This is a genomic window from Martinezella sp. CNPSo 3957 (assembly GCF_057784395.1).
This window is the reverse complement of the sequence record NZ_JBXSOU010000002.1, coordinates 151,695-165,336: the sequence shown is the minus strand read 5'-3', so window position 1 is coordinate 165,336 and position 13,642 is coordinate 151,695. Positions and strand designations below refer to the sequence as shown.

14 protein-coding genes are annotated in these 13,642 nt (G+C 58.0%); 3 read left to right on the top strand and 11 right to left on the bottom strand.

Annotation, left to right across the window (positions count from 1 at the left end; all coding sequences use genetic code 11):
• Nucleotides 1-2 precede the first annotated feature (2 nt).
• From AC13QE_RS05935 to AC13QE_RS05910, 6 genes are read right to left on the bottom strand one after another with little or no spacing between them, the layout of a single operon-like run.
• Nucleotides 3-2,768, bottom strand: a complete 2,766-nt coding sequence (locus AC13QE_RS05935) for a phage tail fiber repeat family protein (RefSeq protein WP_488482996.1) — start codon at nucleotides 2,766-2,768, stop codon at nucleotides 3-5.
• A gap of 6 nt (nucleotides 2,769-2,774) precedes the next feature.
• Nucleotides 2,775-2,960: a hypothetical protein gene (locus tag AC13QE_RS05930; RefSeq protein WP_488482995.1), complete on the bottom strand. Its 186-nt coding sequence runs from the start codon at nucleotides 2,958-2,960 to the stop codon at nucleotides 2,775-2,777.
• A gap of 17 nt (nucleotides 2,961-2,977) precedes the next feature.
• Complete coding sequence (locus AC13QE_RS05925) at nucleotides 2,978-5,269, bottom strand: hypothetical protein (protein WP_488482994.1); 2,292 nt, start codon at nucleotides 5,267-5,269, stop codon at nucleotides 2,978-2,980.
• 2 nt (nucleotides 5,270-5,271) lie between these two features.
• Nucleotides 5,272-6,486, bottom strand: a complete 1,215-nt coding sequence (locus AC13QE_RS05920; RefSeq protein ID WP_488482993.1) for a phage tail protein I — start codon at nucleotides 6,484-6,486, stop codon at nucleotides 5,272-5,274.
• Nucleotides 6,483-7,373 carry a baseplate assembly protein gene (locus tag AC13QE_RS05915; protein ID WP_488482992.1) on the bottom strand — a complete coding sequence of 297 codons (891 nt, stop codon included), beginning with the start codon at nucleotides 7,371-7,373 and terminating at the stop codon, nucleotides 6,483-6,485. The genes AC13QE_RS05920 and AC13QE_RS05915 overlap by 4 nt, the downstream gene beginning before the upstream one ends.
• Before the next feature lie 2 nt (nucleotides 7,374-7,375).
• On the bottom strand, nucleotides 7,376-7,753 hold the full coding sequence (locus AC13QE_RS05910) for a GPW/gp25 family protein (RefSeq protein ID WP_488482991.1): 378 nt from the start codon (nucleotides 7,751-7,753) through the stop codon (nucleotides 7,376-7,378).
• Nucleotides 7,754-8,033: 280 nt separating this feature from the next.
• Here AC13QE_RS05910 and AC13QE_RS05905 point away from each other — a divergent pair, with 280 nt between their 5' ends.
• Both AC13QE_RS05905 and AC13QE_RS05900 read left to right on the top strand, forming a co-directional pair.
• A complete protein-coding gene (locus AC13QE_RS05905; protein ID WP_488482990.1) occupies nucleotides 8,034-8,747 on the top strand; it encodes a hypothetical protein in 714 nt (237 codons plus the stop codon).
• Nucleotides 8,737-9,462 carry a methyltransferase domain-containing protein gene (locus AC13QE_RS05900; protein ID WP_488482989.1) on the top strand — a complete coding sequence of 242 codons (726 nt, stop codon included), beginning with the start codon at nucleotides 8,737-8,739 and terminating at the stop codon, nucleotides 9,460-9,462. The genes AC13QE_RS05905 and AC13QE_RS05900 overlap by 11 nt, the downstream gene beginning before the upstream one ends.
• A 93-nt stretch (nucleotides 9,463-9,555) precedes the next feature.
• Here AC13QE_RS05900 and AC13QE_RS05895 read toward each other — a convergent pair whose 3' ends face one another.
• The 5 genes from AC13QE_RS05895 to AC13QE_RS05875 form a co-directional block, all read right to left on the bottom strand.
• Complete coding sequence (locus AC13QE_RS05895; protein WP_488482988.1) at nucleotides 9,556-10,107, bottom strand: phage baseplate assembly protein V; 552 nt, start codon at nucleotides 10,105-10,107, stop codon at nucleotides 9,556-9,558.
• Nucleotides 10,104-10,856: a hypothetical protein gene (locus AC13QE_RS05890; RefSeq protein ID WP_488482987.1), complete on the bottom strand. Its 753-nt coding sequence runs from the start codon at nucleotides 10,854-10,856 to the stop codon at nucleotides 10,104-10,106. The genes AC13QE_RS05895 and AC13QE_RS05890 overlap by 4 nt, the downstream gene beginning before the upstream one ends.
• A gap of 18 nt (nucleotides 10,857-10,874) precedes the next feature.
• On the bottom strand, nucleotides 10,875-11,264 hold the full coding sequence (locus AC13QE_RS05885; protein WP_488482986.1) for a hypothetical protein: 390 nt from the start codon (nucleotides 11,262-11,264) through the stop codon (nucleotides 10,875-10,877).
• Nucleotides 11,265-11,316: 52 nt separating this feature from the next.
• Nucleotides 11,317-12,372, bottom strand: coding sequence for a major capsid protein (locus AC13QE_RS05880; RefSeq protein WP_488482985.1), 1,056 nt, complete (start codon nucleotides 12,370-12,372; stop codon nucleotides 11,317-11,319).
• A gap of 85 nt (nucleotides 12,373-12,457) precedes the next feature.
• Nucleotides 12,458-12,892 (bottom strand): head decoration protein, encoded by a 435-nt coding sequence (locus AC13QE_RS05875; RefSeq protein WP_488482984.1) that lies wholly within the window; start codon nucleotides 12,890-12,892, stop codon nucleotides 12,458-12,460.
• Between the two features lie 227 nt (nucleotides 12,893-13,119).
• On the opposite strand from AC13QE_RS05875, the gene AC13QE_RS05870 reads away from it, so the two are divergent.
• Nucleotides 13,120-13,635 (top strand): GNAT family N-acetyltransferase, encoded by a 516-nt coding sequence (locus AC13QE_RS05870; RefSeq protein ID WP_488482983.1) that lies wholly within the window; start codon nucleotides 13,120-13,122, stop codon nucleotides 13,633-13,635.
• Nucleotides 13,636-13,642 lie beyond the last annotated feature (7 nt).

Genomic DNA, 13,642 nt, shown 5'->3' with positions numbered 1-13,642 from the left:
CCTCAGAATGGGAAGGCGGCAAACCAACCGCGATTTTGAACGTAGAGCTGCGGCTGGCGAGAGCCGAACCTGTACTGGTCACGGTCCACGCGCTGCGCCATCGTCAGCACGTAACCGCCGTTGTTAATGACCGAGCCATTGGCCATCAGCACTTCGACGTAGCCCGCCATTTGAGAGTTGGTGACGGCGTTGTTAACGTGAGCTTGGCCCCAATAATAGGCGCGATCCTCAATCCGCGTATTGAGGTCGCCCAGCTGTTGCGTCCAAACCTGCCCGGTGTTGCCGATCCAGAAGTGATTCTGGCCTCCTTGATCCTGCCAAACGAGAGTGCCGTAGCTATCGAGTACCCAACGTGCGCGTTTCACGTTCGGATGGTGAAACCAGACACACGCATCACCCATCCTGATTTCGAGTGGACCGCTCATCTGATCGCCAGCGCGATTGACCGGCGCATAGCCTAAAGCGGCCTGCTTTGTGTCCAATGTCGTTTGCAGATTCGCGATATCGGCAATCACATGCTTGTGGCCGGTATCCGATTTTTGATTGAGCGCTGCCTGCGTGGCGTTCGAGATCGGCTTTGCAGCATCGGAGGTATTGTTGACGTTCCCGAGACCGAGAGCACTAACCTGCGCGGCTGCGTTCGCAGCGGTCAACAATGCACGGCCGGCGGTGCTGGCATCCGTCAAGTCGGCCGAGGTCAACGTTACCGCACCCTGCCGTCCGGCCACGGACTGCACAACGTCGGTCGGCGTACGCAGCTCCTGCCAGTTCGCCAGCGTGGAAGCCGGTTCGCTTTGCAGAATAAAGCTCTTGTTGACATCGGTTCGAATGGCAACATCGCCCTTCTGCACCGCAAGAGCGAGCATCGCCGCTTGCGAGGCGACAACAAACGTGTCGGTGATTGCCGAGGCAGGCAATTGCGAGGTCGGAATTTTGCCGGCCCCGTCGAGCGAGGCATAACCGTTAGCCGCTCCCTTGTTGGCGATGTTCTCCGGCACGAAGCCAAGGCTCGCCTGCTTTCCTGCCAAAAGGGCATCCATGGTGGAGGATGAATAAGCGTCCCCGATGCCATAGCCGGCAAGCGTCGTCGGCTTACCTGCGACATCGGCAAAATCCACAAAGCTCCATGTCATTGAGCCGGCCGCTCCGCCGGCAGTCAGCACCTTTTTCGAACTGCCGATACCGGTTGACGGCACATGCAAGTTGCCATCGCCAGTCGGGTGGACGTAGTTGTTGGCCCCGGCCGCAACACCGTTCAATTTGGTCTTGTCGGCGGCGGACATAAATCCGCTGGTCGCGGCCGTCGCGTCAGGGTGCGCGACAGCACCGCCCGCGCCGACATGGGCAGAGGCGGCAAACGCCGTCGATGGCTGCAGGGCCGCAGAGCCGAGCTGCAGCAAAGTGCGGGCAGCGCTGGCGTCAACGGCGGCGACGAAAGAGCGGCCATATGCCGAAGTCGCGCCCTGATAAGCAGCAGTCCAGGCGGTCGAGAAGTCCGACAGATCGGCAGCGACAAGCTGCAATGCCGATTTAGCCGCCGACGCGTCAGCAGCCTTTAGGATTGCTTGCCCCGTCGCTCCGCTATCGGAAACGTCACTGGCATTGAGGGTGATGACCCCTGTCTTTCCAGCCACTGACGAAACAGCAGCGAAGGTCGGAACGCGTTCCCAACGATCTGGACCACGGCGCAACTGATCGCCGGCCGCAACATCGCCGACATCATCGGCAGTGACCTTGCCGGGCACCGAGACAACCCAAAAATCGCCCCGGTTTCCGGATCCTGAAGAAATGGCAGGCGTATTCGTTGCGGCATTGTAGACGCCAAGAAAGCTGCCATCGACCGGAAGATATGCGCCGGAAATCTTGCCATCGGGACCGAGCGGCGCATAACCGTCCGGCTTCCCCTTGCTTGCCTTATCTTCCGCAACATATGAAAGCTTGTCCTGCTTACCCGTTAGGAGACTGAAGACTTCGGCTTTCGTATGGGCATCACCGATGCCATAGCCGCCGAGCGTCGTCGGCTTCTCGTCAATTTCCGACCACGGATGCCGATGCGCATCGTATTCCTGCGAACGCACATAGCGGACATCGGTGTAAGCAAGGTCGAGCGAGACCGACAGGTCGCCGCTCATTTCGCCGCCGCCCTTCAATCCCGTGCCGGCGGTGACAGAGCGGGTTTTGGGCACCGTCAACGACAGAAGCTCCCGCAAGGCGGCTTCAACGGTTGTGGAGGTGAGACCGCCGCCGGCCTCACGGAAAACGCGGTCTGCCTGATAGTCGATATGCGAGGTCGCGGAAATAATCCAATTGGTGCGGATGGGATCACCCGCGCCAAAGGTCCGCTCAATATCGACCGCAAGCGTGCCGGTGTCACGGTTGTAGGAAATCAGCCGGCCGAGCATGACGCCGTAAGGCGCGTCGCGCGTCACCAACGCCAAATATGCCGCAGGCGAATAACGACGCTTGTTTGCGGAACTGACACCGATCGTCATAGGACCGGTCTTCACTTCCACGGCCGACTTGCTTTCCGCGATAAACACCGCGCCGAGCTGCAAGTCTTCCTGCAACTGCACAATAAGCGGCGAAACGGCTTCATCGATCCGCTTCAATCCGTTTTCCTGCAATTCGCGGACGGCTGCTCTCCAGTCCTTTTCGATTTCCTCCTGCCCGTGCAGACGTAAATCGAGGTCTTCGTAACGGCGATTCCAGTAATCCGGGTCGCCGAGATCATCGCCGACCTTGATTTGGTATTGATCCAGTCGGCGCATAACCGGTCACTCCTGCGTTTCAGTGACTTCCTCGAAAGAGAGGATATTGGCCTTGATCTGTTCGGCGACCGCACCCTTGACGGTGCCGCCTTGGCTAGGCCGAATGGTCAGCCCCACGACCTTGACGACGGTTGCGACTTGGACGCGATAGTCCGCGTCCGGCTTAAAGGCCGGCGTAGATTTGACAGGCATGTTTCGTCTCCGGGAAATTAGAGTGCCACGTCAACGCGTTCTTCGACGTGGAAAGGCACAAGGGCATTGTTGGTCGTGCCCTCGATCTGGATTTTGTAGGCGGTGATTTCCGGTGTTGCTGCGAAGCTGTAGGTGCGTCGGAAGCGGCCGGGTTCGATTGGCTCGTCAACAAAGCCGCTGCTCGCAATCAGCGTATTGTCATCCTTGCGAAGGCTGACTTTCATCGTGTGCCGTTCGGCCTCGAACTTGGCGACGATAAGCTGAACCGTGATCGTGGTTGCCGATGTCGCTAGCGTCCGGCGCGTCGAAATGTGCTTGAACGTGGTCCGCTGACGCCAGATGCGAATGCGGCTGCTCGGTATCTCCAAGGCAGGCGCAACGGCATTGGTGCCGGTCATGACGACACGGTGACGCAACAGCGGCGGCAAGCCGACCAGCAGATTGGGAGTCAGCACGTTCAATGGCTTCCACGCGCCGTTGATCATCACTTGATGTTCAATGGCGCATGATTTCGGCCTGATCGTTCCGGCAAGGATATCGATGGAAGCAATGCCGCCCGAAAGCGTCAGTGCCGCCAATTCGATTTCGACGCGAGACGCCTTGAAGACCAGATATTCCATCTGGAAATAAAGGTCGCGCGTGAGGTCGCCCTGATAGTATGCGCCGTCCGTGGAGTAGAACAGCGTGCCTTGCGCGTACTTGTTGCTATCGACCACCGCGACCTTGTGGTTGCCAAGCGTGGTGATGATGAGCGAATAGCGCTGCCCGGCTTCAAGGAATACGGGCGGAATGGCGACGTAGGTATCGTTCGGCGCAACCTTGATGCTGGCAAAGGGAATGGTGACATGGGTCACAAGGTGCGCCGGGTCGGGCGAGCCGCTGGCCGTCGTATAGCCGATGGAGATATGCACATCGCCATCCGCGCCCTTTTCCGTAAACCGAAGCTTGAGGCCGGAAAGCCAACCGTCCTGCGAATTGAGGATAGTTTGTGCGATCTGCGCGCCGGACACCGTTCTGTCCGTCGTCTGCGCAACCCAATAGTTATCCTCCCAAGTATCCTCCCAAAACTGCTGAACGCGAAGGAGGGTATGCGCATTGAGTGGGTCCCACCACGATTGCCCGTAGACGTTATCGAGGATCTGCGTTCCGGTAACGAGGAAGGTTTCGCCGTTCTTCCTGAATGTGTTGGTGGCGCTGTCATAGACGCCATCGGCCCACCACTGCGAATTGTTGCAGACGTTATAGGCCGGGCCGTAGCGCATGCGCGAACGGGCCACCGACAACTGTTTCATCTCGTGGGTCTGAAAACCATATTGCGCAATGGCAACAGAACCATCGACCGCACCCGCCGACGACGCCAACCGGATTTCCCGGCCGGAGATTGCCGGCAGCAGCAGACCGTTGCCCGGCAGATAGGCGCTCAGATCGAGAGGGTTATAGAGCGAAATCTGTGTTTCGTTCCGTGCCTCGTGAGCAAAGCGCACGCCCTCTTCGACAAGGCAAAGCAGGTCGAGGTTTTCGTTGTCGGTCTCGTTGCTGGTCAAATAGCGGTCCGAAGCCCAATCCGACGCATCGTCCGGTATTTCCAGCTTCTCTTTCAGGCGCGCAATGTCTCGCATGACGTTGATCAGCTCGCCCGAGCCGGCCATGCCGGCCATGCCCTTTTTGAGCGCGGTGATATCGCTGGCAATCGTGTTGATGCGCGGTTCGATCTGATCGCGCCAGACTTCCAGCGAGCGGATGCGCTTGTCGTTGCGGGTGACGGATGGCAGAGCGTTGGCACCTTCCATCGCAATCGCCTCGATACCGGTCGTGTTCAGCGTGACCCAGGCAATGACGATTAGCGATTGATCGACCACCGGGCGCGGCAGCGTGGCGCTTTCCTGCCCCGGAACGAGGTCGAGCTTTGCCGCACGACGGCGTTCGACCACGAGCATGCGGGGTTCCGTCGTGTCGCTTTCCAGATCAACGAGGAAGTCGCGCGTCTCGGTTCGGCTGTCTTCCTCTTGTCCGTAGGCGATAACCGCAACGAGCCGCTTTGTGGCGGACGGCAGGATTGAGACGATGTTGCGGGTAGACGCCTGTTCCATTTCAAAGACCGCGCCATCCGGCCGATAGATGCGACCGGCCGCGATCTGCAATTCCGTGGCGCTATTCTTCGTCACCACGAAACCGGCGTAACCCGGCGCGTCCGCCGTCACGAAATCCTTGACCAGCGTGTCGAAGGTCGCCCGCGTGGATGCTTGGATATTGTTGAGGTCGCTGTGACGCGCTTCCATGCGGTCCTGAAACGGTACTGTTTTAAGCATAGTCAGCTCCTGAGTAGACGGCCGGCAACAAACGGCGTGCCAGCCACAATGAGCTGACCCGCCTGCGGGCTGCGGAATGTTTTGGTGTTGATGAGGATGGTATCTCGCGCCGATTTCGCGGCGCGAAGGGCGCGCAGGGTTTCACGATATTTCTCGCCATCTGAGGCGGCGAAGAATTTGCCGAAATAGCCGCCAATGGCGAACGCCCGTCGCGGTCGGATCGAAGGCGCGTGCACAACGAGTTCGGCCGTGAACGGAGCAACCCCGAAACGGCTCACCCCCAAATAGGAAGCTCCCCTTCGGCGCGGCACCATTTCCGGGTCCCAAATCACAATGCGCTCGAACACGCGCGTTTCGGATCGCATGTTTGACCAGTAGCGACGGTGCAGCGGCCGACCGAAGAATGCCGCCCTGCCCGCTTCCGCCCGCCCGTATTGCGCCTCAGGCTGGACCGTTGCCGGGCGCATCCCATAACGAATGACCGAGGGCGAGCCGTCCGCACGCCGATAGGCGGCGACAGAACGGTTGTGATCCAGTGACACCCAAAAGCGCAGGGTTCCGCCGAGATAGGTAACGGACCGCCGACGCTTTCGCCGCAGCAAGGCTCGCTCGTACATCGCGTAGCCGAGGCCGGGAATGATGTCCGTCACCTCTTCGACGTTGATCGGCTGTTCTAACCCGGCCTCGAAGAACGTGATGCGCGGACGCATTCGCTCCGCCGCCTTGCTGTCGGCGACGAAGGATGCACCCAAGGCGGAATAGGACCGCGCCGACAGGAAAAGCCGCTTGCCGGCGCTCGACCGCAGAGCGCGGCTGTAGATGCGGATTTGCGGCATGCGGTCGGCAAGCGCCGCGCGCTGCTCTTCCGACATGCCGCCCGACAGGAAGAACGTACCGGGTGGCCGGATCGCGCGAATGATTTCGCTCCCGACTATCCCCGCATAGGCTTCAAGGCCGGCGAGCGTCCCCTTGATCCGATGATGACAGATGGCATCCGCGATCACCCGGCGCTGATAATGAACCGGCCACTTCGGATTCCAGATATCGACCGAGTGCGCATGAGCGAGGACAGGCAGGAAGTGGACCGGCGCGCGCATCGGGTCGAGATAGGCTTGCCAGTCAATCCCTATCGCTTCCGTGCGCTCGCCGACCGCCGCAAGCGCCTTTTCCATTGGCTCCGAACTTTGCGGCAGCAGATGCGTTTCCGCCGGGATCACATCAGCACCCGATACGTCAGGTTGATATCCGTCAGGTATGGTGCGACGTTCGCACGCGCCGGCAGGTCGGCAACCGTGACAGGCTCAATGCGCATCACGTTCGGCACGTAAGCCGCAGCCAGAAGGGCCGAAGCCGGGACTTCGGCCCCGATATGATATCGGGTCGCGCCGAAGGCTTGGACGCTCTTAACCGCTGCCTCTACGACTTGCGCAGGGTCCGGGCCACGCGGCACGACCAGCGTTGCCGAGAGGGCGTAGCGATCGATCTGCGCGGCCGAGACGGTCACATCGTCGGTAAGCGGCCGAACGTGCTTTGCATCGAGCGCCTTGGCGACCGAAAACACAGCATCAATGGGAGCCGGCGACCCGGCAGCACCGAGTAGATAGACGAGAACTTTGCCAGCGCCGCCATTGACGACACGTATATCATGCGCCTGCGGCCAAGCTTTCAGGGAGGCGGCAAGATAGCCATCCTCCGAACCGGCCGCAGGAGCGTCGAAACTCGCCAGAAAGCGGCGCAACAATGCATCGTCGTCTTCCCGAAAGATGACGTTGCCGCGCTCGTCCAGGGTGACGATGCGCACAACGTTCGCACGCGAAACCGCGTTTTCCAGATCGCCACCTTTGGCAAAGGCCGGCAAGACCGAACGGATACCGTCATTCACGCGAGAGCGCATCAGCACTTCACGGAAGGCATGCGCCTCCTGATCGATCTTAATAGGATCGGTCTCAAGCTCGCCAACGTCGTAATCGAAGCCGGCTTGCTGCGCCCGCTTGCCGAAGTCTGCCATGCGGCTCGCAAGGATCGTTTCAAAATCGAGCTTTTCGATTGCATCGGGTTCCGGCAGGCGCGAAACGTCGATGATGTTTGGCGTATGAATTGCCATGATCAGGCCCCGCTATAGATGACGCGGATGCTTGCGCTCTCCGAAATGGAGTAGTCGCCGCGATGGCCGCGTGGGTAATAGGTTCCGAAGATTTCGAGAGTGATCGAGCCGTCCGCTTCCGCCCGTGTGACCCTGCCCGCCGACATGCGATAGCGAGGCTCCCATTCGAGAATTGCGCGTGCAGCTGCGGAGTAGACGGCCAGAACGTTGCGCCGGGTCATCTTCGCGTCGATCAGGTCCGGCAAGTCACTGCCGAAGTTTCGACGCATGACCCGCGAACGTTTCGGGGTGGTCAATATCTTGCGCACCGACTGCTCGACATGGCCCCAATTGCTAAGCGACTTGCCGCTTGCCACGCTTAGTCCCGCCGAATCCGGCATTGTCCGCACCTCTTTCTTGCTCGATAGGTGAAACGACATCGGCAAGCGGCTGCGGAGCAAGCTCCCTCGCCTGCTCCGCAGTCAGCGATATGGTTCGCGCCATTGCCCGGCGATCTCGCAGCCGGTGCGAACTCAATAGTTTTTTTGGAATTACGTGGCAGACGCCAGCAGATCATAAGCCGCGGCGATTTGTCGAACTCCACCAAAAGTTGATTGCGTTCTTAGAGTTAGACGCCCATAGATGGCGTTATTTGGCGACGAGACATATTGGGAGGCACAAATGTCTTTCTTTCCAATTTTAAGCGTAAACAATTATAACGAGATGCTTACCAAGCTCGGCTGGTACACTGGGGGCGTCGCTGTTTTTTGCATCCTCATGCTACGGCAATTCGCACCGCCAGTGACACAGCTAAGCGCTTATATCGACAGCGTCTTTCCCAGAGATGCGGCAACTGTTCTGCATTTCCCTATTTCGCTCGTCGGCGTGCTCATTTTAGCGATTGGCATTGCGCTCATTGCTCATGCGATCAAGCTGCATGATAGGCTTGCCGACCTCCTCCGCATCCGCAATGAGTTCGATGTGAACTATGTCCTGTATCCACTCGCGATTGCGTCTGGAGCTAGTCTTTCCGTTGCGCAGTTCAACAAAGTGAGACAACAGCGGAAAAGCCTTATGGGAACGACCTTTTATGCATATGCTTCAAGCACTAACCCGGCCATCGATAACCACACAATAATTCAAGCCCTAACTAACTGGTCTTGGTTTTGGGCTTGCCTAGAAGCGATAGCGCTTCTCACCGTCACAGCTATTATATTAGCGGTCTACGGGGCGTGGACACCAGCTGCATCGCTTCTAATTGCATGCATCGTGTTGCTGCTTTTTATGCGGTTTTTTCGATTGCAGAGCGCGACCTATGCCGAGAGCCAAGTCGAGCAGGTCGTTCGAGACGGCACACGGCGCGCTGCTGTGGCAGCAGAATTCAATGCACTATAGCCTACCCGGCGGCAAGGTTGTAAAATCCGAAAACGCAGCCAAGCCAGCGTCACAAACCTCGAAATTTCTCACTGCCCTGGTGACCAATCTGTCACCCGTGAACCGTACCCTCGACTACGGGTGTGGAAAGCTGAGGTATTGCAATTCAATATTGCAGACTACGGAGCATCTATCACTAGTTGATTCGGAAGTACAAATTTCCCGGCAACAGACCTTGCAGGGATACCGCACTTCCATACGAGACATTTTCCGTGGCTCAAATCGTATTTCCGTTTTTAGTACGAGTGAATTTGCTCGCAGCCCAGGCCTTTATGAGAGGGCATTCTGCATCAACGTCCTATCCGCCATCCCGGTACCTAATGAGCGACAGAAGCTTCTTGCTCAGATACTGGACAAGCTGGAACCAAACGCTGGTTGCCTGTTCGTGGTGCAATATAGAAATTCCGATTTTACGCGCATGGCAAGTCTCCCGATCGCAGAGCCTTGGCACGATGGCTTCCTCCTGAAATCGTTGCGTGGGTACTCCTTTTATGCATTGATCTCCCCAAAAGCGCTTGCTGAGATGATCGAACAGGCTGGCTTTAAAGTTGTTAGCCAACTGCTCCATGACGGCAGCGTTTACATTTGGGCCAACCGAGCTGATGACCAATCTCGAGCGATGGTTCCGCACAAGAAAAACGATCTAAGGCAGCCAACCGTTCTAACCACACGCTGACTCGCCAACGTCCATAAATGACACGACAACGCTAAATGGCTGGCAAACTCTCCACAAGAGATAGCTTGCCAGCCAAATCTCAACGCCGCCATCTCAGTCTGTGGCGAAGACGCTGGACGAGCCTTCGACAATAGGCCAGAGGCCCATTGACGAGCCGGCCCCTACGTCGACCTTGTCACCAATGCGGGCGACTTTCTTGCCGCCCTCACCACCAAGCTGAACGTTCGGCGAATGCACAATCACGTTTGCACCCGTTACCTTGACCAGATCGGCCGAGGCTTCCACGACGGTATCGCCGATTTTGATATGCAGCGGCATATCCTTGTTCTCGCGAGCGTTCGCATCGCTGTACGTGGAGAAATCTATCTGCGCGTCCGCCATGTCGCCGGTTTCGGATACGACATCGACTTGCTCGCCCTTCTGATAAAGAACGTCCACCTTGACGCCACCGGCCGCGAGCGTCCGCGCCTTGATCCATGGCGAGAGGTAGGGTTTGCCGTTCTGATCGGACAGCTTGACCCGATACTTGCTCTTGTCGTCGCTGACTTCCGCAATGGTCCCCTTTCTACGGCGGTTCCGGTTGCGGCGCTCAAGCTCGGCAATTCGGTGCATCATGTCCGAAAGCTGTTCAACCAAGCTCGTCATCGCGTCACCTCAAAGGCCGGCGTCATCAACATGGCGTCGGCCTCGCTGTAGATCATGCCGTAACGGCGCATCGCGGCTTGCAGTTCGTCGGCATCGCCTGAAATCTGCGCGCGCATAAGCGCGATCTTTCGGCCCATATCCGGCGAGCGCGAAACAAGCTCCGTTTCACACTTCGTGAAAAACCGCGCCAATGGCGAGTTGGCTTTAAGGGGAATGCCGCGCACCGGGTCGGCGATAGCATCCACGGTCAATTTCAATTGGTGTGCCGCTAGCCGCACACCATTGGTATCGCCGCTTGCCCTTGAGCGTTGCGACTGCCCGAAGCCGAGCACCAGGCTATTGAAGATTGCCGACCATTCGTTGTCCGGGTCGGCCAACGTATCGGCGATTTGCCGCATCGTTAAATCCAGATGGAATTCGAAATTCGCGTCTGTCGCCGGCACGCCCTCATATATGACGGACTCATCGGTCGCGGCATCCGTCACAACGTGCGACGTCGCTATTCCGGCCTCGAAAAAGATGTCCACCTTGCCGCTCTTTGTGAGTGAGCGAAGTTCTAGCCCGTCCGTCACCTTGGCGTCGTCGGTATAGACAGAGATAAACGGCTTCTCCTGCGGCGTGTGCAGCGATCCGTTGGCGGCAATGTCGAGCGCGCCAATCTGGCTATCGAGAACATTGCCATCCACCAGCGTCCGCCCTTTCAGGGCTTCGACGGCAGCAATGCGCAATGCGACACGTACGAGGGACATGGGAACTCACCAATTCTGTTATTTGTGGACTAGCTCGACAATCAGCCGAGTATGATTGCGGTCATCGACAAGCGAGACCTCGAAAACGGGCTGCCCGGGGCGGGCCAACGCACGCACCGCGTCCTGTTTCTTCAAAACGATATCGGGATACCGCGTGCGGTCGATATAGAGCATGGCCTTGCCCGCCGCGATCTTGACTTGCCATGCGGCGGGGTTCGCCGTGTCAACGGCGTTCGATTTCTCGGCGCCTGTACGCAAGACCGCCTCGATTTCCCGCTGCGGCCTCTGTTGATCCTTCGCTCCACCGCTCATAGGAGACAAGCGGACTGTTTCGGCAAACTTGGCGTCTACAGCCGACACCACGGAATCGCGGACGCTGTGAAAGGTAGCCCCGACAGGCATGCTCATTCTCCAAAGGCTGCATCCGGTCGCCATGGTAGCGACCGGATGACGTTTGCTTTTAGTTCGAGGTTTTGACCTGCACCAAGCAATCGGGCTGCTTGCAGATGGCGAGCATGTTCGACTGCGATTTCAGCTCGAGGCCAACACCGTGGTCGAGTTCCTTCGTGGAGATGAAGATAGAGCCTTCCTCGTCCGCGCTCGGAGCCTGATTGACACGGTCGATGTGATAGACCGGACCATCGAAGGTACGGAACATGGATTGTGTTCCGGACGGATAGACCGAACCGGAATTGTCCTCGACGTTCTTGGCCGTTACGATGCGACCGTCATTGTCCTTGACCGGCAAGCCGCCCTTGTATTCTCGCCAGACGATATCGCCGAACTCGAACACTCGGCCCCAGTTGCCGCCGAGACGTTGGCGCTCCAACTGGGTATGCAGTGAAGAGTTTTGCGCCTGTACCCAGAACTTTTCGACCTTGGAATGCGAAATCAGCTTAGCGAAAAACTTGCTGTCAACGACCGCTTCAACGCCGCCTACCGTCTCGCCTTTGGCGTTCGTCAGGATATGGTCGCTGATTTCCTCACACTTCTGGCGAACATCGGTGCCGGCTGTGCCCAGGGCGAAATCGACTTCCTTCCGCTCGACGTCAAAGAGATCATAGAGATTGTAGAGCGTCCGCAGCTTGCCGTCCTTGATCTCGCCACGCAGCATGCCGAGCCGCAGAAATTCGCGCGTGATCGAATGGTTTTTGCGGATGGTGATGAGCTTGCGCTCAAGCTCGGCGTCGAGCGATGCTTCGGTGATCTGCCCGTTCACGACTTCCAAGAGACCATCAATGTCACCGACAAGGATGTTTTCGAAGTGGGTGAAATGAGGGATGGACAGGATAATGCCGGACTGCACGCCATCGTCCGAAATCTCGCCGGGTCCGCCCGGCTCCTGATGGGACAGGACAACAATCTGCCCTTCCCTATAATCGATGCGAACGAGGCGCGAACGCTTCGGCTCGCCCGGCGCGATACCAAGCGCATTGAGTAGACCGAAGGTATTCGGAAGTTTGTTGACCTCCGTCGTGAGATCAACGTTAGAGTAAGGCAAAACGATTTCCGGCATAGCGGATTGATCCTTGTATCCTGATAGGCATAGGAACCCCTACCCGCGACCGCGAGGCGGAAATTCCAGCGAATGATGAAGGGGGTTAGGCGCGCGCGATCAGGCCCAAGCGCTCTTCGATGTCGTCGAGCGCCGCAGCTTTTTGCGCGTCGGTAGCGTCAGCGGGCCACACGATAGCGGCTCGATTGAGGACCGAGAGACGGCGCGAGTAGAGAACGCCGCCAACCAGATCGGCCCCGGCCGCCGCCTCGCAATCCTTGAGGCAAACACCGTAGACGAGCTGACTGCCGTCCGTTGCATCCGGGTCCCAAGCAACAAGTTTTCCAGCCTTCGCACCGGCCGGAGCCTGATCGGCTCCAACGATTTTGCCGAGAAGCTGACCCATCTTTACGGAGCGGGCTGCAGCCTCCCCTGCAAGCAAGGTGCCGACGCCACGGCAAATTTCGGGATCGACTTCATTTTTCAGCAGCTTGGACATGCCCGGCGACTGCTGGAATTTCAGAACAGGCAGAGTGCCCATATTGGTGTCCTTTTAAAAGAGTGTGTTGCGGTTGAAGTGATTGCCAGCCCGGTACGACCGAAATGCACGGTCCAAAGTGAAGACCAGCGGGAAGTACGCTTTTGACGTAAAAGCTGCGGGTTAGTTGCCTTGCGGAGAATATCTCCGTGAAGCATTCTGTTTGTCGGGTTGGCTATAGAGCGCGTCAAAATTTGAATATTTCGACGTCATCCAAACGAGGTTGCCGAATGCATTTAACCATTCGAGAAGCACGAGAGACGGATGCGCGAACATTTCTCGAAATTCACCACGCCGCCGTCCGTGGAATCGCCGTCCATGATTATCCTGCAACAGTGATTGAGGCGTGGGCGCCCCTCCCCATTACCGATAAGAACGTGCAACGCGTCGCTTTGAATCCAGGTGGCGAACACCGTTTAATTGCCGAAATCGACGGATCGGCAATTGGCATCGGTGCCCTCACGCCCACGGACTCCGAGTTGCGTGCCTGCTATGTCCATCCAGTTGCGGGACGCAAAGGAGTAGGTTCAGCCATAATCCTGGAACTAGAGCGCATCGCGATTGAACTTGGCTTGGAGTCCCTCAGCTTGAGCTCGTCCTTGACGGCCGAGAGCTTCTATCGGTCCTGTGGGTATACAGCTCTTCGGCGTGAGCAGCACTTACTAGGTGGCGAATTGCCAATGGCATGTGTGAGGATGCGCAAGGATCTGTTCGCAAAGAATGCCGAATATGCGAGATTGAGCTAGGGATACT